17 protein-coding genes are annotated in these 21,281 nt (G+C 67.6%); 9 read left to right on the top strand and 8 right to left on the bottom strand.

Annotated elements, in window-relative coordinates:
* Positions 1–127: 127 nt before the first annotated feature.
* Complete coding sequence (locus tag DESTE_RS11510; RefSeq protein WP_035067765.1) at positions 128–1,441, bottom strand: hypothetical protein; 1,314 nt, start codon at positions 1,439–1,441, stop codon at positions 128–130.
* Between the two features lie 283 nt (positions 1,442–1,724).
* Positions 1,725–3,920 carry a malate synthase G gene (locus tag DESTE_RS11505; RefSeq protein WP_035067764.1) on the bottom strand — a complete coding sequence of 732 codons (2,196 nt, stop codon included), beginning with the start codon at positions 3,918–3,920 and terminating at the stop codon, positions 1,725–1,727.
* Positions 3,921–4,428: 508 nt separating this feature from the next.
* On the opposite strand from DESTE_RS11505, the gene DESTE_RS11500 reads away from it, so the two are divergent.
* From DESTE_RS11500 to DESTE_RS11475, 6 genes are all read left to right on the top strand, one after another.
* The gene (locus tag DESTE_RS11500) at positions 4,429–5,037 is read left to right on the top strand and encodes an Hsp20/alpha crystallin family protein (RefSeq protein ID WP_035067762.1); all 609 of its coding nucleotides are present in this window, start codon (positions 4,429–4,431) and stop codon (positions 5,035–5,037) included.
* Between the two features lie 534 nt (positions 5,038–5,571).
* On the top strand, positions 5,572–6,765 hold the full coding sequence (locus DESTE_RS11495; protein ID WP_035067760.1) for an anaerobic nitric oxide reductase flavorubredoxin: 1,194 nt from the start codon (positions 5,572–5,574) through the stop codon (positions 6,763–6,765).
* A gap of 513 nt (positions 6,766–7,278) precedes the next feature.
* Entirely contained in the window at positions 7,279–8,169 is an 891-nt protein-coding gene (locus DESTE_RS11490; protein ID WP_245590828.1) for a class I SAM-dependent methyltransferase, read from the top strand.
* Positions 8,170–8,458: 289 nt separating this feature from the next.
* Complete coding sequence (locus tag DESTE_RS11485) at positions 8,459–8,824, top strand: tRNA-binding protein (protein ID WP_035067757.1); 366 nt, start codon at positions 8,459–8,461, stop codon at positions 8,822–8,824.
* Positions 8,825–8,906: 82 nt separating this feature from the next.
* Positions 8,907–10,979 (top strand): hydantoinase/oxoprolinase family protein, encoded by a 2,073-nt coding sequence (locus DESTE_RS11480; RefSeq protein WP_245590827.1) that lies wholly within the window; start codon positions 8,907–8,909, stop codon positions 10,977–10,979.
* A 212-nt stretch (positions 10,980–11,191) separates the two neighbouring features.
* The gene (locus tag DESTE_RS11475; RefSeq protein ID WP_035067756.1) at positions 11,192–11,611 is read left to right on the top strand and encodes a hypothetical protein; all 420 of its coding nucleotides are present in this window, start codon (positions 11,192–11,194) and stop codon (positions 11,609–11,611) included.
* Positions 11,612–11,804: 193 nt separating this feature from the next.
* On the opposite strand, the gene DESTE_RS11470 is transcribed toward DESTE_RS11475, so the two are convergent.
* The 5 genes from DESTE_RS11470 to DESTE_RS11450 form a co-directional block, all read right to left on the bottom strand.
* Positions 11,805–12,638: a hypothetical protein gene (locus DESTE_RS11470; protein ID WP_156925334.1), complete on the bottom strand. Its 834-nt coding sequence runs from the start codon at positions 12,636–12,638 to the stop codon at positions 11,805–11,807.
* Positions 12,595–13,059: a VgrG-related protein gene (locus DESTE_RS11465; RefSeq protein ID WP_156925333.1), complete on the bottom strand. Its 465-nt coding sequence runs from the start codon at positions 13,057–13,059 to the stop codon at positions 12,595–12,597. Before DESTE_RS11465 ends, DESTE_RS11470 begins: the two co-directional genes overlap by 44 nt.
* A gap of 141 nt (positions 13,060–13,200) precedes the next feature.
* Entirely contained in the window at positions 13,201–13,515 is a 315-nt protein-coding gene (locus DESTE_RS11460; protein WP_156925332.1) for a hypothetical protein, read from the bottom strand.
* A 487-nt stretch (positions 13,516–14,002) separates the two neighbouring features.
* Positions 14,003–15,526 (bottom strand): VgrG-related protein, encoded by a 1,524-nt coding sequence (locus tag DESTE_RS11455; protein WP_035067752.1) that lies wholly within the window; start codon positions 15,524–15,526, stop codon positions 14,003–14,005.
* 446 nt (positions 15,527–15,972) lie between these two features.
* A complete protein-coding gene (locus tag DESTE_RS11450; protein WP_035067751.1) occupies positions 15,973–17,502 on the bottom strand; it encodes an aminotransferase-like domain-containing protein in 1,530 nt (509 codons plus the stop codon).
* Positions 17,503–17,675: 173 nt separating this feature from the next.
* Here DESTE_RS11450 and DESTE_RS11445 point away from each other — a divergent pair, with 173 nt between their 5' ends.
* The 3 genes from DESTE_RS11445 (at position 17,676) to DESTE_RS11435 (ending at position 20,107) form a co-directional block, all read left to right on the top strand.
* Positions 17,676–18,596 (top strand): AzlC family ABC transporter permease, encoded by a 921-nt coding sequence (locus tag DESTE_RS11445; RefSeq protein ID WP_035067750.1) that lies wholly within the window; start codon positions 17,676–17,678, stop codon positions 18,594–18,596.
* Between the two features lie 24 nt (positions 18,597–18,620).
* Complete coding sequence (locus tag DESTE_RS11440) at positions 18,621–18,947, top strand: AzlD domain-containing protein (RefSeq protein ID WP_035067748.1); 327 nt, start codon at positions 18,621–18,623, stop codon at positions 18,945–18,947.
* A gap of 356 nt (positions 18,948–19,303) precedes the next feature.
* Positions 19,304–20,107, top strand: a complete 804-nt coding sequence (locus DESTE_RS11435; RefSeq protein ID WP_035067746.1) for a DsbA family protein — start codon at positions 19,304–19,306, stop codon at positions 20,105–20,107.
* A 136-nt stretch (positions 20,108–20,243) separates the two neighbouring features.
* Here the strand turns inward: DESTE_RS11435 and DESTE_RS18000 are convergent, their stop codons facing one another.
* Positions 20,244–20,405 carry a hypothetical protein gene (locus tag DESTE_RS18000; RefSeq protein ID WP_035067744.1) on the bottom strand — a complete coding sequence of 54 codons (162 nt, stop codon included), beginning with the start codon at positions 20,403–20,405 and terminating at the stop codon, positions 20,244–20,246.
* Positions 20,406–21,281: the final 876 nt, after the last annotated feature.

Here is a 21,281-nt window from a genome sequence, read left to right as displayed (position 1 = left end):
CCCCATGCTGCCCACGTGCTGCCAATGACCGGACATGCGAACGCCGCCACCACGTGATGTGGCGACGGCGTCATGCACGGGCGAAGCGGTGCCCGCCTGCCAATCCGATGAGTATCTCGTCCCGGCGTCAGGCTCCGCTTCCGGCACTGCCGCCGGAGCCTGCCGGTCCCTTGTCAGGGCTGAGGGCGGGGTGAGGAACCGGGCGGGCAGTGTCCAACGCATCCGACGTGTCCAACATATCCGGCGTGTCCGCCCCCTGCGCACCTTCCGCTTCCAGCCGTTCGTCCAGATTCAGCCGGTCCAGCAAGTCCAGAGGGTCTGGCGGCTCTGGCGGGGGCGCTGACGGCTGTTCCACAAATGCGGCATTCCGGTCCGCTCCGGCGGCCTTGCCGGAACGGGGGGCCTGCGCAAAATACGGATACGGCGCAGTGCCCACCCCCGCCTGCGAAACGCTTGCCCCGGCGGCTGCCCCCGTGGTCCCGCCCGCCTCGGTCTTCGGGCCGGGCAGCTTTCCGAACGTGGCGGGAATGAAATATTCCGAACAACCGAAGGCGATGCTCACCACCACGGTCTTCAGCACGTCGATGCTGTACGCGGTGACCCCGCCCTGCATGCCGCCCGCCCTGTCCAACGGCAGGAACAGTTCGTTGATGTTGAACAGCGAGATGATCTTGGCGTTGACCAGGTAGCACCCCGCCAGCGCCCCAACCGCCCCGATGAGCATGCGGTTGCCGATGTACCAGACCGACGCGTACGCCTCCACCTCGCGCAACCGCGAACTCTTGAAATAGTTGTTCATGCGCAGGGCCACGGTCACCAGTGCCCCCGCGCAGCCGCCCGCCAGCGCCAGCAGCATCACCTGGCCGATGCCCGGCCCACGCCACGGCACCCCGGCAGGCCCCATGCCGCCCGGCATCCAACTGACCAGCCACCCGGCCACCAGCCAGAACACGGCGGCAGCCATGGCGGACAGTTCGGCATGGAACAACATCACCGCGAAGGCCCCCAGCATGAGCCACACGAGATACTTGCAGGTGCGTTCCAACAGCCACTTGCGCCGCTCGCGCTTCTGCGACTCCAGTTGCAGGTCCACAAGGATGCGCGCGAACAGTTCCCGGCGGCACTGGGATGACATGGCCTTGGGGTCCACCTCGGCATAAAAGCCCGCCGTGTCCGGGTCCATGATGCTGCGGGCCTGCGACAACAGCCGCTCTATCTCGATGAGCACGCGTTCGTCGGTATGGAACGGGGCAAGGCTCTGCTCCACGAAGTAGGCGTCGTCCCACGAGAAATCGGGCTTTTCCAGACGGGCCGTCACGGCGGCGTGCACGTCCGTTCCCTTGAACGGCCCCCGGGCCAGCAGCCCGGCCTGGGCCGACAGGGTGGTGCGGAACTGTTGCAGGATCTTGGTATCCTTGCCGCAAATGTTGTCATCGGACATGGCGGTCCCTCCCGCCGGGCGCGGCCCGGCTCCCATACGCCTTCCCCCGTTCGCGTGGTGTCTTCCCCTGTTCGCGCCATACCGCAGCACCGGCTCCACGCCATTATTTTCCGCTGGCGCAAGGCCATCGGCCCGGCCCGTCCGCAGCCGCATGGCCCGCCGCCACATGGCCCCGCAGCCAGCCTCTTCCGCCAGCCAACGCAAAACCCCCGCCGGAAGTTGTCTTCCGGCGGGGGCGTCGTTCATCGAGTACAGGCATCGGGCGCTGTGTGCGCCATCCCGCTTACGCCAGACCGAACCTGGCCTTGGCCTCCTGCCTGCGGGCATGCAGGATGGGTTCCGTATAGCCCGAAGGTTGCTCGCGCCCCAGCAGCACCAGGTCGCACGCGGCCTGAAAGGCCACGCTGGCGTCAAAGTCGGCGCTCATGGGCCGGTAGGCCGGATCCCCTTCGTTCTGGCGGTCCACCACGGCGGCCATGCGCTTGAGCACCGCCACCACCTGCTCGCGGGTGCAGACGCCGTGGTGCAGCCAGTTGGCGATGTGCTGGCTGGAAATACGCAGGGTGGCGCGGTCTTCCATCAGCCCCACGTCGGTGATGTCCGGCACCTTGGAACACCCGATGCCCTGATCCACCCAGCGTACCACATAGCCCAGAATGGACTGGGCGTTGTTGGCCAGTTCCTCGTCCACCTCTTGCTGGGTGGGGCGGGACGCGGGAGACATCAGGGGCAGGGTCAGCAGGTCGGCCAGGGTGGCGCGGCGCTTGCCCGCCAGGGTCTTCTGCACGGCTGCCACGTCCACGGCATGGTAGTGCATGGCGTGCAGGGTGGCGGCAGTGGGCGAGGGCACCCACGCGCAGTTGGCGCCCGCCCTGGGGTGGCCGATCTTGGTTTCCACCATTTCGCGCATCATGTCGGGCTTGGCCCACATGCCCTTGCCCACCTGGGCACGCCCGGCAAGGCCGCAGGCCAGGCCCGTGTCCACGTTCCAGTCCTCGTAGGCGATGATCCAGCGTTCGCCGCGCATGGCGTTCTTGCGCACCACCGGCCCCGCCTCCATGCAGGTGTGGATTTCGTCGCCGGTGCGGTCCAGAAAGCCGGTATTGATGAAGATGACCCGCTCCGCCGCCGCGCGGATGCATTCCTTCAGGTTCACCGTGGTACGGCGTTCCTCGTCCATGATGCCGATCTTCATCGTGTTGCGCGGCATGCCCAGGGCGTCTTCCGCCATGCGGAACAGCTCTGCGGTAAAGGCCACCTCTTCCGGCCCGTGCTGCTTGGGCTTGACGATGTACACCCCGCCAGTGCGGCTGTTGCGGAAGCTGGACGTGCCGCGCAGGTCGTGCAGGGCGATGTAGGCCGTGGCCATGGTGTCCAGCATGCCTTCGGGAATTTCTTCGCCGGACCGGGTAAGCACCGCGTCGGTGGTCATCAGGTGGCCCACGGTGCGCACCAGCATCAGGCTGCGGCCCGGCAGCGTGAACGCGGCGCCGTCCGGCCCGGTGTACTCGCGGTCGGGGTTCAGGATGCGCAGCACGCTGCGCCCGCCCTTGGGAAATTCCGCCGAAAGGTCACCCCGGAACAGGCCCAGCATGTTGCGGTAAGCCAGGGCCTTGTCCGCGCCGTCCACCACGGCCACCGAATCCTCGCAGTCAAGGATGGTGGTCATGGCCGCTTCCATCACCACGTCGCGCACCCCGGCGGCGTGCTCGCGGCCGATGGCGTGTTCGCGGTCGATGCGGATTTCCGCGTGCAGGCCGTGGTTGCGCAGCAGCACCGCGCCGTTGCCCTCGGCAGGCGCGCCCGCATGCCCGGCGAAACGGGCGGGGTCGGCAAGGCCCGTTGCCGCGCCGTTCTTCAGGGTGACCACCAGCTTGCCGTCGCGCACGTCGTAGCGGGTTGCGTCGGCATGGCTCCCGCTGGCCAGCGGAAAGGCCTCGTCCAGGAAGGCGGCGGCCCGCGCCACCACCAGCGCCCCGCGTGCGGGATTGTAGGCGTTGCCGCGCGGCGCGCCGCCCTGCGCCGGGTCTTCGGAAATCACGTCGGTGCCGTACAGGGCGTCATACAGGCTGCCCCAGCGGGCATTGGCGGCGTTCAGGGCATAGCGGGCGTTGGTGATGGGCACCACCAGCTGCGGCCCGGCCACCAGGGCGATTTCCGGGTCCACCCCTTCGGTGGTGATGGCAAAGTCCGGCCCTTCGGCCACCAGATAGCCGATGGAACGCAGAAAGGCCTCGTAGGCGGCCCCATCGTGCGGCGTGCCCCGCCGCTCGCGGTGCCAGGCGTCGATGGCATCCTGCAATTCCGCCCGCTTTGCCAGCAGGGCGCGATTCTTGTCGGCCATGGTTTCCACCATGTTCTCGAGGGCCGTCCAGAACCTGTCGGGGTCCACGCCGGTGCCCGGCGCGATGTCGCGGACTATGACGTCATACAGCGGCGCTGCGATCTGCAAGCCACCCACCTGAACGCGCTGCGTCATGTTGTGCTCCTGTATGTTGGCGGACGATACGGGCCGGAAACGGCGATACGCGAAGTGAACCGCTGAAGGCAGGCAAAACGGGGCATGACCCGCCATATCTGCTGCCCGGATGAGGAGCCGCGCGCGGCAACGCGGGCTCGGTCCCCATTTTCAGGACATACCCGGCCAGGCCGCCCATTGCAACGCCCCCCCGCTTCCGCCGGGTTCCGCACCGGAGCGTCTGCAAAGGCAAAATCACGGTGCATGCCGTTGCCTTTTTGCTGATGATAATTATTTTCAAGTATGGCCCGGCGCACGCCGCCTGGCCCACCCCACTTGCCCCACTTGCCGCGGCCGTATGCGCCCGACCTTTCAAGGCTGGCAAGAACGAATCCGTACTGGCGGAACTTGCCGCCACTGGCCGAAAGTGTCGGCAGTTGGCCCCGGCAGGGCCTTGCGCCCGGCAACCGGCATGGGGACTTCCGGCGGGAGAACGCATGCCCGCCGGTGAAGACAACGGAGGAACGCCATGAAACTGGACGCACTGCACCCCCGGAACTGGTTCCGCAAGGGTGCCGAACGCGACGACGCCGGTTCCGACCGGCGTGACGACGGCAGCCTCGTGGCGCCCATTCCCTTCGACGTGGAATGCGCCAGCGAGGAGGAAAAGCTGCGCAGACTGATGCAACTGGCCGGTGCAGAGGAGCTGATGTACGAGGTTCTGCCCAGCCAGGCGCCCGAATGCGGCTTTGACGACACCCGCCGCCTGGACGTGGACATCGCGGTGGAAAACGACACCTACGTGGTCGTGGCCGACGTGCCCGGCCTCTCGCGCGTAGAGGACAACGGCATGGGCGACGGCAACGCCGCCGACCTGCACGTGAAGACCGAGGGCAACCGGCTGTCCATCACGGGCCGCACGCGGTCCTCCTCGCGCGACAAGGGGCTGGGATGGCACCGCATGGAACGGCAACCCGGCAGCTTCCGGCGCATCCTGGTGCTGCCGGACGACGCGGTGGCCGAGGGCCTTTCCGCCTCGGTCAACGACGGGGTGCTGACCGTCAGCATCCCCCGCGCCTCGTCCGAAGAATGCGTGTGGGTGCCCGGTGAAGAACCGCGCGCCGGATGCCACGCCTGAGCCCGAACAGGTCCACGCCTGCACAGGCAGACCCGGGTCTCGCAAGCCGGACTGGCAAGCCAGACAGGGCTGGCCATGCCCGGCAGGCGGAGAACAGGCAGGCGGACGAACGGGCAGGGCTGGCCCGGACCGCGCCCGTTGGCAACCGCACCGCACGCGCGCATGTCGCGCACCATCCGCCGGGCGCACTGGCACCCGGCGGTCCGCAACCCGAACCGCCCCGGATTCACGGAATCCCTTCCATGGGTTCCCGCCGGGGCATCGGGGGCATTCACCACACCAACGGCGGAGGGTTTTCCCCTCCGCCGTTTTCCGTGCCCGCAGTCGCCTGTCCCCCTCGTCCGTCCGCCCCTCCCATCCCTTGCCCACCGGGAAACCCCGGCCCGGCCCGCATTCCGGTCTGTTGACACCGGACGCGCAACCTGCCAGCCTGCAAGCATAGGCATTCCTCTTTTTTCACCCGTCCCTTCCATCCATCGGGTCACGCGGCGCGACCCGACGGGTGTGCCACACGCGCCGCACGGAGGGCAGGACATGCAACTGACCGACCGCGTCCACTGGGTGGGCAAGATCGACTGGGAACTGCGCACCTTTCACGGGCAGGAATATTCCACCCACAAGGGCTCCAGCTACAACGCCTACCTGGTGCGCGACCCCGGTGGACGCACCGCGCTCATCGAAACGGTGTGGGGGCCATACGCGCGCGAATTCGTGGAGAATCTGGCGCGGGTGGTGGACCTTGCGTCCATCGACTACGTGGTGGCCAACCACGGCGAGCCGGACCACAGCGGCGCCCTGCCGGAACTGATGCGCCACATCCCCAGGACGCCGGTGTACTGCTCGGCCAACGGGGTAAAATCGCTGAAGGGCCAGTACCACGTGGACTGGGACTTCCGGGTGATGCGCACCGGCGACACACTGTCGCTGGGCAGCTGCGAGCTGGTGTTCGTGGAAATGCCCATGCTCCACTGGCCCGATTCCATGATGTGCTACCTGACCGGCGAGAACGTGCTGTTCAGCAATGACGCCTTCGGCCAGCACTACGCCTCGGAGCTGATGTTCGCCGACCTGGTGGACGAGTGCGAACTGTGGGCGGAAGCCATCAAGTACTACGCCAACATCCTTACCCCGTTCAGCCCGCTGGTGACGAAAAAGATCGACGAGGTGCTGGCCCTGGGCCTGGCCGTGGACATGATCTGCCCCAGCCATGGGGTGATCTGGCGCAAGGATCCGCTGCAGATCGTGCAGCGCTACCAGCAATGGGCGGCCAACTACGCCGAGCACCAGCTGACCGTGGTGTACGACACCATGTGGAATTCCACCCGGCGCATGGCCGAGGCCATCGCCGCCGGGGCCGTGCAGGCCGACCCCACGCTGACGGTGAAGCTGTTCAATTCCGGGCTGGTGGACAAGAACGACATCATCACCCAGATCTTCCGGTCCAAGGTGCTGGCCGTGGGTTCGCCCACGGTGAACCGGGGCGTGCTGACCTCTGTTGCGGGCCTGCTGGAAGAGGTGGAGGGGCTGAAGTTCCGGGGCAAGAAGGCCGCCGCCTTCGGCTCGTATGGCTGGAGCGGCGAATCGCCCAAGGTGCTGGCCGAACGGCTGGCCAGGTGCGGCTTCTCGCAGGTGGGCGACCCCGCCCGCGAGGCCTGGAACCCCGACGATGAAGGGCTGGAACGCTGCCGCGCCCTGGGCCGCCAGTTGGCCGAGGCCGCCGGGGAATAGCCAAACGCCACGGCAGGATGCATAACGCCATGGGGCGCGGGGAAACAAAGCCCCGCGCCCCTCTTTTGTGTGATGTTGTGCGGGGACACCTGCGCCCCGTTTTCGTGCCACGCGCACCGGCGCATCTGACCTGCCGCGCTCGCCGCTCTCCCCGCCCTGATTGACGGCACGCCGCGCCGCCCCCTATGACGGCCACAGGCAGGCCGCATACCACGCGGCCCACCCCACACCGGGTGCACCGGGCGGACCGCACACAATGGGCAAACCGGCCCGCGCCCCCATCGCAACCTCCACCACGAGGAACCCATGCACCGCCGCACGCCGCCCCTTGCGGGCGATTCCTGCGCCACCGGGGCCTGAGCGCCGCCGCAGGCCCCGGGTGGGGCCGCCGCTTTCGCTCCCGCCTCGCTGTCACCGCTCCTGCCACCGACCCTGTCGCAGTCCGGATGCACACCCGGCGCGAAAGGCCCTGCCGCGCTCGGCCCGGCGGAACGGGCGCTGGTGGCCCGCGCCGTGCGCGACCGTTTCATTTCCGTGTCTCAGGGGCCGGAGGGCAAGTTCCGCTACCCGGTGGGCGATGCCGGGCTGGCTGGCCTTGGCTATGACGCTGCGCTCACAGGTCGCCTGCCCGCCGCGGTGCGCGCCCATTTCTGCGGAGTGGGCAACCCCTTCGCCACGGTGGACGCCTGCGTGTGGCCGCCGGTGTGCCTGCTGCCGCCGTCGCCGCCTGCCGGGTATCCGTCCGCTTCGGGCAGCGGCGTGCCCGGCGACATCTTTTGCGACATGCCGGACGCGGAACTGGATGCCCCGGTGCGCTTTGGCGACGAGACAGGCGACGGCCCCGCCGCCCCCCGCGACCGCTGCCTGCCGCCGGAACTGGCCGCCTGCCCGGTGCGCCCCGGCGATGCCGTGCTGGACGTGGGCTGCGGTGCCGGGGTGGACACCCTGTGCGCCGCCCTGCTGGCCGGGCCGGACGGCGCGGTGACCGGGGCCGACGCCAGCCCGCACATGCTGGACCGCGCCCGCGCCAATCTGGCCGCCATGGGTACCGTAACGAATACAGCCGCGTCCTCGATGGAGCGCGTCCCAGACCCGCCTGGACCGGACGTGTCTGGACCGGATGTGTCGAAACCGGACGTGTCTGGACCGGACCCGTTCGGGCCAGACCGCCAGTCCGCCCGGATTCGCTTCGTGGAGACCGGTGCGGAGAGCCTGCCCTTTGCCTCCGGCAGCTTCGACGTGGTCATTTCCAACGGGGTGTTCAGCCTGATAGTGGACAAGCCCGCCGCATTGCGCGAAATCCACAGGGTGTTGCGGCCCGGTGGCCGCCTGCGCCTGGCCGACCAGATGCTGGACGGCCCCGCCCCGCAGGGCGCGGACGTGGTGTCCAGCTGGTTTCGCTGACAAGGCGGCGCCGTACCGGGAACGGAGTTCCTGGCCATGCTCCGCGAGGCGGGATTTCACGATGCGGCCTGCCTGGGCCGCACCGGCTACCGCAGCTCGTCCGTCACCGAAGGGATGCTGTTCGCCGCCACCAGAGGCGAATGATCCGGTCCGCACTGCCGTGCGCCGCAACCTGCGCGTCCGGGTGAGTACATGGCCCGTTCATGGCCAGTCCACGGGCAACAGCTGGCCGCATGCGACAGCATGCCGCAGACGCCACGCATCACTATGCATAACGGGAGAAACGCACATGACCACCCCCGCCGCCGCTTCCGGCCTGCCCGCCATCACCTGGGACGATTTCGAGAAGGTGGAACTGCGCACCGGCACCATCGTGCAGGTGGAGCCGTTTCCCGAGGCCCGCAGCCCTGCGTGGAAGGTGTGGGCCGACTTCGGGCCGGGCATCGGCGTGCTGAAGTCCAGCGCGCGCATCACCCACCTGTACACGGCGGACGACCTGCTGGGCCGCCAGATCATCGGCGTGGTGAACTTTCCGCCCCGGCAGATCGGGCCGTTCCGCTCGGAATTTCTGGTCACCGGCTTTGCGCAGGCAGACGGCAGCGTGGTGCTGGCCGTGCCGGAGCGACCTGTCGAGAATGGCCTGAAACTGGCCTGAAGCTGTCCCGGACCGGACTTTCCGGTTGCCCTTGCGCCCAACGGATTTTCGACATCATCCCCATGCATTCCAAGGTTTTTCCATGACCAGCCAAGCCGACACCTTCGCCGCCAGCAACGCAGCCGACCAGCCTGACCAATCCGCCCAGCCCACGCGCCCCATCCGCTACGTCATGGGCGTGGACACCGGCGGCACCTGCACCGACGCCGTTCTGGTGGACGCCGCCACCCGCCGGGTGGTGGCATCGGCCAAGCGGCCCACCACCCACCACGACCTTGGCCGGGGCATGGCCGGGGCCATGGCCGCCGCGCTGGCCGCGTCCGGCCTGCCCGCCAGCGCCGTTGATCTCGTCTCCGTGTCCACCACCCTCGCCACCAACGCCGTGGTGGAAGGGCAGGGGGCCGAGGTGGGGCTGTTCATCATCGGCTACGCCGGGCGCATCACCGTGCCCTGCGCCTCCATGGATGCCATCCCCGGCGGCCACAAGCTGGACGGGTCGGAAGAGGAGCCGCTGGCCCTGAACCGGCTGGTGGACGCCATCCGCCTGATGCAGAACCGGGTGGACGCCTACGCCGTGTGCGGCATGATGAGCTTCGTGAATCCGGCCCACGAACTGGTGGCGGAACGGGCCATCGGCATGGTGGACCCCAAGCCGGTGTTCTGCTCGCACCTGGCCAGTTCGCGCGCGGGCATGAAGGAGCGCGCGGCCACGGCGGTGCTCAACGCCCGCCTGCTGCCGGTAATGCGGCGCTTTCTGGACGGGGTGCGCACCGCGCTCGCGGGTCTGGGCATTGCCGCCCCCGTGGTGGTGGTGCGTGGCGACGCCACGGCCATGCCCATGGATGCGGCCCTGCGCAACGCATCGGCCACCGTGGCCAGCGGCCCTGCCGCCATGGCCGGGTACGGTGCGGCGCATGCAGCTGGCAGGCTGCCCAGTGAAAATGAAGACGCCGGGAACGCGGGCGATATGGCAGCGCATGCCAAGGCTGCGGGCACAGCGCCGGATGCGTCGCCATCCGCAACAGCAGGCAGCGCCGCCCCGCCTCCGCCGGACGCCCTGATCGTGGACGTGGGCGGCACCACCACCGACGTCACCCTGCTGCGCCGGGGCCGCCCGGTCATCCAGGCCGACGGCATGGTGGTAGGCGACTGGGAAACCCACGTGGAAGCCGTGGAAATGTTCACCGTGGGCGTGGGCGGCGACAGCCTTGTCCGGCCGGATGCGGACGGCACGCTGTCCGTGGGGCCGCTGCGGGTGGTGCCGCTGTGCATGGCCGGTCCCCTGCCGGACCCGGCAGAGTGGCTGCGCGCCGGGGGCCAGGCGCGGTGCATCTGTCCCGTGCGCCGTGAGGATGCATGCGATGAAAAGGCGGGGCCTGCCCCGTCCGGCCTGTCCGCCCTGTCTGGCCCATCCGGCCCATCCCCCCAATCCGCTGACGCCGCCGAGCGCGCGGTATTGGACCACCTGAACGCCCATGGCCCCACCCCGGCAGGCGACCTGCTGCGCGCGCTGCGCCTGCCGGAAAGCACGCTGGAGCGGGCCATCGACAGGCTGGTGCGCCAGCGCGTGGTGCAGGTGGCCGGATTCACCCCCACCGATGCCCTGCATGTGCTGGGCCTGCTGGATCTTTCCGATGTGCCTGATCTGCCGCCCGGAACGGGCAACACCGCCGCCGCGCTGGCCGGTGCGCGGGCGCTGGCCGCACTGCTGCCGCCCGTTGCAAAGGACGAAGGGGCACGGGAGAATACCGGGGCCGGGGTTGTCGCCGGGGCAGATACCGTTTCCGATGTGCCCGCCACCTCGCCCGACACCCCGCCCAATACCCCACCCAATACCCCGCAGGACGCGGCCCGCGCCGTGCTGGCCGCCGCCAGCCAGCGCATCGAGGATGCCGTGGTCCAGCACGTGGCCCGGCGCGAGGTGGGCGGCAACTTCGCAGCGTACCTGGCCCAACGGCACCGCCATGCACTGCTGCGGGTCAACGTGGCGCTGGGGGTGCCCATGGTGGGCATTGGCGCGGCGTCGCGCCACCTGCTGCCCGCCGTCGCGCGGGCGCTGTCCACCACGGTAACCTTTCCGGCCCGCTACGACGTGGGCAACGCCCTGGGCGCGGCCCTGCTGGCGCTGGGCGAAGGGGATGCCGCCGGGGAGTGACTGCGGTACGAAAGCAGCCCATCCCGGCATCTTGACGCGCACCGCCCTTTCAGCGCACCGTCACCGGGCCGGGCCAGACCAGGTCCGGGCGGGTTCGGGCGGCGGACCTGTGCGTTGCAGACATCCGCGCCACCGCGCGCAGCGCACCCTGCCGACACCCGCGCAACCATCGCCACGCACCACCGCCGCAACGCGGCGCGCAAGGATACCCCATGCACAGCCACGATCCTTTCCAGCCCCCCAAAGCCGACGCCTGCGGCTGCGGCCACGACCATGACCACGACTGCCAGTGCGCCGCCGGGGCGCACCGCCCGTCCTGCTTCGACGCCGCGCTGGAAGTGGCCAGCGAATGCGAGGACTGCCGCGTGGTGCACGCCTGGCTGCACCTGCACGGCAAATGGGTGCTGCACGCCTGGGGCGAAACCGACGAGGCCGTGTACGACCTGACGGAAACCCGCAACCCGCAGCCCCGCGCAGACTACTACGCCCGCAACGGCGTGACCGAAGAGCGCCTGCGCCGCTACGGCCGGGTGGAATTCTTCACCATCATGGCCGACACCGGCAGCTTCGGCCCCTTCGACACCGCCTTCTTCTTCGCGCCGGAAAGCGACACAGACCCGCTGGCGCGGTAGCCCGCGCCCCGGCCTGCGCGTCCACGTCACCCCATCTCCCGCAAATACCACGGGCCGAAGGATCACTCCTTCGGCCCGGTTGCGTGGTTTTGCCCTCTGTTTTCAGTCCCTCCCCCCAGCCGCACGCGACCTGTGCCGGTTGCCCGGCGGCATCATTTCCCGCGTCCGTCCACCCGCGCCTGGCACACCCGACTCACTGCGGCCCACCCTCCACCGCCGCCGGAATGTCATCCGGGTACGGACGGGCGCAGCCCACGGCCAGCAGGTCAACGGCCAGCTCCGGGTCGGTATCGTGTACCAGAGCAATAACCCGGTTCCGCTCGCATGTGGGGGCTTTCCTGTCCACGGGCGTACCCCAGAAATTCTCAAGCCCTTCCAGGTATTCGTCCCCATCACCCATCACATAGCATACGGGCAGGCTGCCGCACCCCCTTGTGCCGACAATCTCCACGGTCAACAGCCGTGCGCGCCGAACCAGCTCAACGCCCTGCACCACGGCGGGCATGACCCTGCGCCTGTCTTCCTCGTCCGAGGTCCCCAAGCCGCGCACCCGGCAGATATCCCCGTCGGCGCATGTCGCCGCAATCCGCCGGGCAGCCTGCGACGTCCCCATGAAATAAAGTGCCGGAGTGCCCCCCGATGCCCAAACGGTCCAGTATCCCTTGCTCGTCTTGCGTACCCTGCCCGTGACGTCGAAGGGCACGCGTGGCGCTGCGGACAACCGCCGTACGCCTTCGATGCGCATGAACGCGGGTCCGATGCGCAACGTGGGTCCCACTGTTCCGGTTATGCGGCACAAGTCGCCGAACGCGCACACCTCGTGTATCCTTGCGGGAAATGGGTCACCCTCGTCGCGGTACGCAACGTCTCCCTGACTGGTGCGAATATAAGAGGAACCCACAATGCCTTCGACTACCTCGGCTTGCGCCGTGCCAAGCATTGCCCAAGCAACAAAGACCAGCATTAAAATGATTAACGGCCACTTATTCCTCGCCATTTTGCTCTCCCTGAGAAACCAGTGCATCATGCAAGTTCTTTAAATTTACGTACTCTGAAGAAACGCGCCTTCCAATTTCGCTTTCCTCGCCAAATCGTTGATGCACAGCATTTGAAAGAGCATCCAGTTGACCTTTGACATCCATCTTCTCCAACTCTCCCTTGCTTGGCATCAAATTTTCAAAGTGCTTTGCAAATCCCCCACCTCCTGTATGCACCCCCATGGAAAACGCCGCGCTTTTAATGGCTTCCGACCCCGTATCAAGGCCAGCCCTTTCAAAGGCGTCCAGTGTCGGCTGGTAATGCGTCCTCTGGATATATGCCTCGTTGGCGGCGGCCAACGCGTCAGGGTGCTTGCGAGCCATTTCCGGCCATGCGGCGGCAATGGCCTTGGGGTCGTCCTTCAGTGCGCGGTATTCTTCCGGCAGGTTCGCCGCTTCGGGGCTTTTCATGAAAGCCCCAGTGTCCACGGGCTCCTAGAATGGCCAACAATATACTTATGTTAAGCCCACCCCACAGCCGCCCGCGACCCGTGCCGGACGTCTGGCGGCACCCTTTCGCGCATCCGTCCACCCGCGCCTGGCACACCTGGCTTATTGCAGCCCACCCTCCACCGCCGCCGGAATGGCATCCTTGTCCGGACGGGCACAGCCCACGGCCAGCAGGTCCACCACGCGGTGGGGATCGGTATCCCGTACCAGCGCGACCACCCGGTACCGCTCGCAGGAAGGCATGGTGCGCCCCACGGGGGTATGCGCGAACCGCTCCAACCCGTCGAGAAACTGGTCCTCCTCGTCCCCGACGATATCGAAATTGCCCATGCTGCCGCCGGAATAGACACCCGTCATTTCCACTGTCACCAGACGGGCGCGCCGCACCAGTTCCACCTCGTGCAATTCCGAGGGCATGACCATCTGCCACCATGAGGGGTCTCGCGTGCCTTTGCCTCGGACCCGGCATACGTCACCTTCCGCACACACGGCCCGCACCTTGCTTTCCAGAGGAAAACCTTCGGGAATTACCAGATTGTCCTCCGTGACCTGCGGGGAGCTCAAAAACAGATAGCCATCCGTCTGCCTGCCAAGAACGCCTGTTACGTCGAAATCCCCAGGTGTTGCTGCCACAAGACGCCGCACCGAACTGACAAGGACAAACTCGTTGCCAAGGCGCTCTATTTTTTTTTCTACACCCACTATACGGCACAGATCACCGAATGCGCAGACTGCATGGATACTACGCGTAACTCGTGGGTCAATCCCCAGCCCGGAGCTTGTCCCAGAGTAATATATCGATCCCCTGCCCACTATTCCTGTGCGGGAAACATGTCCTTCCTCACATGATGCATCGCCTTGTGCATAGAAGAGAAAAAAAACAAGCATTGCAAAATGTGCAATCCTACTCCTCACCACCTGAAGCCTCCGCTTTGGGTTCCAATGCTTGCTGGAGATTTTTCAAATTCCCATTAAACTCGTAGTCAACTCTTTTCTCAACTTCAGTATCCCCCTTATACCCCGTCTTGAACGCCTTACCCAATACATCCAACTGCTCTTCCACACCCATCTTCCTCAGTGTGTCGCTATCCGGAAGATGCTTCACCACGTTTTTCGAAAATGCGTTCGGCCCTCTGAGTACCCCCATGGAGTACGCCGCATTTTGAATGACCTCCGATCCAGTATCAAGCCCTGCTTTTTCAAAGGCTTTCAGTGTCGGTTGGTAATGCGTCCTCTGAATAAACGCCTCGTTGGCGGCGGCCAACGCGTCAGGATGCTTGCGGGCCATTTCCGGCCATGCGGCGGCAATGGCCTTGGGGTCGTCCTTCAGTGCTCGGTATTCTTCCGGCAGGTTCGCCGCTTCACGGCTTTTCATGAAATCTCCCAGCGTCCCCCCGGTCAACTGGTACGGCCCGCACGACCCCGATTGGGATACGGTTTCCAATCCCTTGGCCGTGGTTTCGTGCAAGGCGGTGATGTCGCCGGGCTTGCGGTAGTAGTCCAGTATCTTGTCCGGCCGCAGGATGTTCTTCGAAGGGTCGGCGAAATCCTCCAATGGCGGGGTACGGCGGCCCGGCGTGGCCTTGCCGCCTGCTGATCCGCGTCCTGCGCCGCCCCCCGCATCCATGGCGCTGCGGTTCTGCCGGGCGCTGCCGTTGCGGTTGGCCGCCATCAGGGTGCCCGCAAAGGGATCATCCTGCGTTTCCCGCGTCGGGACCGTGCCGCCGCGCAGCGCCAGATCGTCGTCGCTCGTCGCATCCGGTGCGCCGGGCCATTGCCGCAACATTGCGTCAACGCGGGGTGAACGCTCCCGCCCGGCGGAAGGCGTACGCCGCTGCCAGGGGTGCACGTCCTGCGGAAAGGCCGCCTCCATGGCGCGTTCCCACCAACGCGTGCCCGGCGCGTTGTTACGTTCGGGGACGGAGTCGCTTCCGGCGTTGTGCGAAAGCGGAACCAACTCGCCCCTGGTTTCGGCAGCGCCTGGCAAGGTGCGCTCTTCACCTGTCACCTCGCGGAGCCTGGGAAACCGTCTCTCCTTTTCGGTCTCCGGAATCTGCCGTGCCAACTGCGGGACGTTCCTGCGTTCGAAAATGTCGCGCATGCGTTCTTCCTGCAACACGTCGTACCCCCGGTCGCGGGGTTGCCGGAACCCGGCATAATCTTGCAGTTCGTGAACGCCAGTGTCGTCGAACATGCTGCGCTGGAAGCGCTGCCGCCAGTCCTTGTCCTCGTCATCGGGCAACATGCCCTGCCCGTCGTGGCCAAAGGCGTCGATGGTGCGGATGCCCTGCACCAGTTCTCCATACCAATCCTGCATGGTGCGCGCCGAACGGGCGCGGCCCACAACGCCTTCCAGCGAACCCGCCAACTTGCGGCGGCGAGGGTCATCGGCGTTCTTCAGTCCGGACGTGAACAAGCCGTAGGTCATACGCGCCTCCATGTATAGATGGGTGTGAAGCTTCGGACGCCATGCGGCATGCCGATATGGCGCAGGCAAAGCGGCGGGGCGGGTTGCAGGCGCCCCGCCGCCAGAGGAAATGCACGCCCCAATGGCGCGGAGCCAGCGTATCCCATGCCTTGCGGGCACATCCGGCCACAGGGGGATCGGAAGGGGGTTGCGGAGCGGTCCCAAGGGTGCCCCGCCATGACGCAAAAAACCGGAGAACCTCCGGGAACACGACAATGCCGCCCGGCCCCCCATTCCGCTCTTTACTCCACCCTGCCCCTCATCAGCCCCCCGGTCCCCATTCTCAATAAAAACACAACGGGCCGGAGGATCACTCCTCCGGCCCGTGTCATGCCTGCCATATCCTTTGCGGTAGCTGCCTGCCCCAGTCCAGTCCAATCCCGCCCGGCCTTCACCCTGCCCCCTTCCTACTCCGCCCCCGTTCCCGTCCGGCACTCCCCGGCCAGCCGCCCCAGGGTACGCAGCCCTTCGGCCATGCGCTCGTTCCACAGGCCGTTGCAGCCAAGGCGCAGGTAGTTGGCGAACTTTTCCTGCGTGCTGAACACGGCCCCCGGCGCAACGGATATGCCCGCCTGCCGCGCGCGAAAGAACAGCTCCACACCGTCGGTGCCGGGCGGCAGTTCCACCCACAGCACCCCACCGCCTTCGGGCCGGGTCACCCCGGTGCCGGGCGGAAAGCAGTCGGCCAAGTGCATGCGCATGGCCTGCATCTGGCGCGAAAAGGCCGTGCGCAGACGGCGCAGTTGCCGTTCGAACAGCCCCTGGCGCAGGTATTCGGCCATGGCGAACTGGGTCAGGGTGGCCCCGCAGACGTTGGTGGTGGCCTTTATCTCCCGCGCGCGCTCGCCGATGCGCCCGGTGACCATCCAGCCCATGCGAAAGCCCGGCGCCACGGTCTTGGAGAACGACGAGCACAGCGTGACCAGTCCGTGCACGTCCCATTGCAGAAAGGTGGACGGGCGCGAGGGGCCGTAGTGCAGGTCCGTGGACACGTCATCTTCTATGAGATGGATGCCCCGCTCGGCCAGCATGGCCAGTATCTCGCGCTTGGCGTCGTCCGGGGTCAGGCTGCCGTCCGGATTGTTGAAGTTGGGCGAAAAGGCGCACGCCGCCACCCGGTGCCGGTCCAGAATGTGCCGCACGTCGCGCGGGTCCACGCCCGCCTCCGGCGTGCTGGGCACCTCGATGGCCCGCAGCCCCAGCGATTCGATGAGTTGCAGGAAACAGTAGTAGGTGGGCGACTGGATCATCACGATGTCGCCGGGCCGGGTCAGACAGCGCAGGGCGATGTACAGCGCCTCCACCGCGCCGTTGGTAATCAGGATGTCGTCCGGCCCCGCGCCCACGCCGCATTCGCGGTGCCGCCAGGCAATCTGGCGGCGCAGTTCCAGGTCGCCGGGAATGGTGGCGTAGGCGGCGGCCTCGCCCGCGCGCGAACGCATCACCTCGGACAATATGCGCCCCAGCGCCCGGCCCGGCAGCAGCGTTTCGTCCGGGCACAGCACGCCAAAGGGCACCAGATCGCGGTTGCCCACGGCTTCAAGCACGGTGGAGATGAGCCGGGCGCGGTTCACCTCGCGCGGGCCGGTGGGCGGGGCCGGGCGGGCCTGCGGCACGGGCAGGCCGCGCATGCCCTGGCGCACGAAATAGCCGGACCGGGGCCGCGCCTCGATGATGCCCTTGCGCTCCAGTTCCAGATAGGCGTGGCCCACGGTGGCGATGGACAGCCCCATGGAGGTGGCCAGCCCGCGCAGCGAGGGCAGCCGGTCGCCGGGGCGGAACCTGCCGGACTGGATCATGTCCGCCACATGCCGCTCAACGCGGTGGTAGTGGAAGGCGGCGGAGTCGGCGGCGGATGCATCGAAACCGGCGTCCTCAGCGACAAGGGGGACCAGATCGATACCGTGGGCTGACGCGGCTAAGGGGCGGGGGGGCATGGGGCCTCCGTGCGGGTGCGGTGGGCAGGGGATGCGCTAGGGGAATACGCGAAGCGGCGCGGCTGTTCAGCCGGAATCCAGCAACCACGCCATCTGTTATGCTTGTTTTTCTGTTTGACTGTATCTGTTCAGGTGACAGATTTCATGGTCATGTGCAACCCGGAGGTTGCACCATGGATACCGCTTCGTCGCCCGGCAAGGGACACTCGCCGTCATCACCCCCTGTCGGGGGCATCACCCCCGCGCCCCGCATGGCCGCCGTGCTGTCCGGCATGCGCCAGGCCCTGCCCATCGTGCTTGGCTACGTGCCGGTGGCCTTCGCCTTTGGCGTGCTGGCCCGCAAGACCGGCATCCCCGCATCCGGCGCAGTGTGCATGTCGCTGATGGTATTCGCCGGGTCCGCCCAGCTCATTTCGGTCAGCCTGCTGGCGGGCGGGGCATCCCCGGCCACGGTGGTGCTGACCACCTTCGTGGTCAACCTGCGCCACCTGCTCATGTCCGCCGCGCTGGCCCCGGCCCTGCGCCGCTGGCCGCGCGCGCTGCAAGCCTTGTTCGCCTTCCAGCTTACGGACGAAACCTTTGCCCTGCACGTCAGCCGCCTGCCCTCGGCCCCCGGCGATGCGCGCCCCGAACCGCCCCGCGCCGAAACCCTGGCCCTGAACATGACCGCGCAGTCCGCGTGGGTCATCGGCACCATCATCGGCGTGTTCGGCAGCGAACTGGTGGCAGACGTGCGCCCGCTGGGGCTGGACTACGCCCTGCCCGCCATGTTCATCGCCCTGCTGCTGCCATACTGCCGCAAGGCCCGGCGCTTTGCGCTGGCCGCCGTGCTGGCCGGGGTGCTGTCCGTGCTGCTGGCGCTGGCCGGGGCCGGGCAGTGGAACGTGATCATCGCCACGGTATGCTCGGCCACCCTGTGCACCCTGCTGCCCGCGCGGGCAGGTGCCGCGCAGCACGCCGCGCAGCACGCCGCCAGCGCGACTGGCGCGACTGGCGCGACTGGCGCGACTGGTGAGCGGGGCACTGTCGTCGCCCCCGATGCCATGGATGATCTTGCGGGCCTCGGCGAGCCGGGCCGCGCCCCCACCCTGTAGCCGCGCACCGCAATGAGACCGGACATGACCACCACCTTCTTCCTGATGCTGTGCGGCATGCTTGCCGTCACCTACATCCCCCGCGCCGTGCCCCTGCAACTGCTGTCGCAGCGCGAGCTGAACCCCGTCATCACCCGCTGGCTGTCCTTTGTGCCGCCTGCGGTGCTGGCCGCCCTGCTGGCCCCGGACCTGATCATGAAGCAGGGCGCGGTGCACGTGGCCGCCGACAACCTGTACCTGCTGGCCGCCGTGCCCGCCACGCTGCTGGCGTGGCGCACGGGCAGCTTCTTCGGCACCATTGCCGTGGGCATGGCCGCCGTGGCGTGCGCCCGGTTTTTCGGCATGGCCTAGGGCTGCCCAAGCCCCGCCGTCAACAGCATCTCTCCCTGACCCGCCCACACTCCGACGGTAGACCGGGCGTGCGGCGGCGATGCGGACACCTCCTTGCCGCGTCGTCGCCGCCGCCCGACTTCATTCCCATCCCGCCATCCCGCACCCTTCGCCCCCGCCCGCACACCCTTGCACACCGCGCCCGCCAGCGTTGGCGGACACTCGCGAACTTGCCCCCGCAATCGCGGGCGTGTAGAAGGGGCGGGTACCGTCGCACGCCGCCCGCCGTCCCGTCCGCCCGGCTTTCGCCCACTCCGGACATGCCTTCCGGCGGCGCCTGCCCCGCCCTCCATCCCCCCTTTTCCGGGAGAAGACGCATGCTTCGCACCCTGTCCATTGCCCTGCTGCTGGCGCTTGCCCTTGCCGCCACCGCTGTGGTTCCCGCGCCCGCGCAGGCCGCCTCCAACGAGGAACTGAAGGCCGCCCTGCGCGACCTGCTGAAGGAAAACCCCGAACTGATCATGCAGGTGTTGCGCGACAACAGCGAAACCGTGCTGGAAATCGCCCAGCAGGGCTCCAACGTGCGCCGCAAGAAGGCGCTGCTCGCCCAGTGGCAGGTGGACCAGACCCAGCCCAAGAAGGCCAACCTGGAAGGCCGCCCCATGCGCGGCCCGGCCAACGCGCCGGTCACCATCGTGGCCTACTCCGACTTCACCTGTCCCTACTGCCAGCAGGCCGCCGGCACCATGGAACTGCTGCTGGCCAACTACAAGGACAAGGTGCGCTACGTCTTCAAGCACATGCCGCTGGACAGCCACGACAACGCGCGTCTCGCCGCCGAGTACCACGTGGCCGCGGGCATGCAGGACGGCAAAAAAGCATGGGCGTTCTACGAAACCGTGTTCCGCGACCGCGAAAAGCTGGTGGCCGAGGGCGAACCCTTCCTCAAGAAGGCCGCTGCCGAGGCGGGGCTGGACATGAAGCGCCTGGCCCAGGACATCAAGGGCAAGAAGGTCAAGGAATCCATAGAGGAAGACATGGCCGAGGCCCGCGCGCTGAACGTGCAGGGCACCCCGTATTTTCTGGTCAACGACCTGGTCATTCGCGGTTCGCTGCCGCTGGACCTGTTCTCCGACGCCGTGGACATGGCGCTGGAGGCGGCGGCAAAAGCCAAGAAGTAGCAGGCCGCACCGCGCACGACGCGACACGGGCCGCTCCGGCATTGCCGGGGCGGCCCGTTTGCATTGGCGCGTGCACCATGCGGTGCAGGCGGAAAATGGCGTTGCGCTGAAAACGGAAGGGAGCGGCGGGGTGCGGCTACTTCCGGCGACGGCGGCGTTCCAGGGTGATGCCCGCCAGAAACCCGCCGATCATGCCCACGCCGAAGGCGCGGGGAATGCTGTCGCTAAGGCCCAGCAGCGCAGCGAACACGCCGAGGGAACCGCCGATGAGGATGCCGCGAACGATGTAGCTGTCCATGCCTGTCCTTCTGGGGCTGGGGGATTGCAAGGGTGGGGGAACTCCGGCAGCGCGCGAACGCCCCGGAACTCCGCGTGATGGTAGTCGCGCGGGGCGAACGGTGTCAACGTACGGAGCGCGGAGGGGGCGATGCGCGTGATCGGGTAATGGATTGATTGCCGACCGCCGCCTCTTTTCCCTGCGGTGTTCCGTGCCCGTCGCGCCAAAACAGAACCCCGGCCAGGGTGGCCGGGGTTCCGCAAGGGGGTCGGATGTCCAAGAGTGCAAGGGGGAGCAAGGAGGGTTTCCAGGGGGGGGCGGCGGGTGGGCTGTCCCGCCGCCCCTGCGGTCACTGCATCAACGAAGGAGGAGTTTGGGCTGGTCGCTGTCTCGTGTGCTTTGGGCACTATGTCGTCGGTCGCCGTGGCGGCCGCTGGTCGCTTCCGGGGGCTCCGAGCCCCCGGCTGGAGATACCGTGCGGACAGGAGGAGGTCGGTCCGGCACAGTGCGGGTGCAGTGCGGCTGTCTGCCGGTGCTCCCGTATCGCTTCGGTCGTCCGGGCCGTCGCCTTGGCCCGGCTGCCGTTGCCGCGAATTCATTGCCCGTGCCTTTCTCCGCAAGGGGGAACCGGAGAGAGGCCAGGAGCGGTGGGGGAACGGGACGCCACACGTCCACCGTATCCGCGAAGGTCTCGCGGAGTTCCCCTGCCGCCCGGAACGTGCCGGGCCGCACGTGGGTTGCCTTCGGGCGCCTCGTCCCTTTCCGGTTCCTGTTCCGCCCTTCCACCGTGGTGCCGGGGAGGGGGGGCCGCCGCGACCGGCGGGTCGCGGCGGTCAGGGAAGCAGGGGGATCAGGCTCTTGCACTCTGCGAAGGGCAGCGTTGTCATGCGCTGACAG

Source organism: Nitratidesulfovibrio termitidis HI1 (assembly GCF_000504305.1).
GTDB lineage: Bacteria > Desulfobacterota > Desulfovibrionia > Desulfovibrionales > Desulfovibrionaceae > Cupidesulfovibrio > Cupidesulfovibrio termitidis.
Note: the sequence above shows the minus strand (reverse complement) of the source record. Positions and strands in the feature narration are given on the sequence as shown.